Genomic DNA, 1,372 nt, shown 5'->3' on the forward strand with positions numbered 1-1,372 from the left:
CTAGTAGGGCTTGGTCAGCTTCATTCGTGAGTGGCGTGTCTGTTGGGCTCGGGTGTCGTTGTGGTGGTGTGACACCTGGGGAGATGGCCGAGGTCCGGGAGGACCTGGAGGCGTTCACGGCGGAGTTGTTCGACGGGTTCTTCCGTGCTGACCAGCGGCGGTGGGGGCAGGTGTATGTGCGCGGGCTGCTGCTGGACGGGCGGCGCAAGTCGGTGGAGCCGATGGCGGCCCGGCTGGGCGAGGACGGCAACCGGCAGGCACTGGCCCACTTCGTGACAACGAGCCCATGGAATCCGGCGCACGTGCGGGCCCGCCTGGCCTGGAAGATGCAGGACGCGATCAGGCCGGAAGCGCTGATCGTCGACGACACCGGTTTCCTCAAGGACGGGGACGCCTCGGCGTGTGTGTCGCGGCAGTACACCGGGACCGCGGGCAAGGTCACCAACTGCCAGGTGGGAGTGTCGCTGCACCTGGCTACCGACCGTGCCTCGGCCGCGATCGACTGGCGGCTGTTTGTGCCCGCTTCCTGGGATCCGGCCTCGCCGGAGGCGGATGCGGCCAAGGTCGCCCGCCGTAAACGGTGCCAGATCCCCGCCGAGGCCGGTCATGTGGAGAAGTGGCAGCTGGCCCTGGACATGATCGACGAGGCCCGCAGCTGGGGCGTCGACGTCCCCTTGGTCGTCGCGGACGCCGGATACGGCGACGCCACCGCCTTCCGCCTGGGGTTGGAGGAACGGAAGCTGGCCTACGCCGTCGGTATCTCCTCCCGGCTCACCGCTCATCCCGGACATGCGCGGCCGATCACCCCCGCCTACCAGGGCATTGGCCGCCCGCCGGTGGCGACGTATCCGGACAAGCCGATGACGGTGAAGGAACTGGTCATCCAGGCCGGCCGGCAGGCGGCCCGGCCGGTGTCCTGGCGCGAGGGCTCCCGGCCGGGAACGCGCCGCAGCGGCTTCAAGCGCATGTACTCGCGTTTCGTCGCCCTGCGCATCCGGCCCGCCGGACGCGAGATCCGCCAGGCCACCAAGGGTGCGGAACTGTCCGAGCGCTGGCTGCTGGCCGAATGGCCCGCCACCGAGCCGGAGCCGGTGCAGTTCTGGCTGTCCAGCCTGCCTTCCGGCATGCCCCTGGCCACACTGGTGCGGCTGGCCAAGCTCCGCTGGCGCATCGAACACGACTACCGCGAGATGAAACAGGCCCTGGGACTTGCCCACTTCGAGGGCCGCACCTGGAACGGCTGGCACCACCATGTCACCCTCGTCTCCGCCGCCCACGCCTTCTGCACCCTCCGACGCCTGGCAGGCGCCCCAAAAGACACGGCGCAGGACTGAGCCTCTACCAAGCAGTCCGCGAGCTGCAGACACTCCTC

The 1,372-nt window shown here is 69.5% G+C and carries 1 protein-coding gene; it reads left to right on the forward strand.

Features of this window, described 5'->3' with window-relative positions; genetic code table 11:
- Positions 1 to 83 precede the first annotated feature (83 nt).
- Positions 84 to 1,334, forward strand: coding sequence for an IS701 family transposase (locus ABT186_RS47745; protein WP_351930703.1), 1,251 nt, complete (start codon positions 84 to 86; stop codon positions 1,332 to 1,334).
- The last annotated feature ends 38 nt before the right edge of the window (positions 1,335 to 1,372 follow it).

The organism is Streptomyces sp. NPDC001634 (assembly GCF_040298185.1).
Taxonomy (GTDB): Bacteria; Actinomycetota; Actinomycetes; order Streptomycetales; family Streptomycetaceae; genus Streptomyces.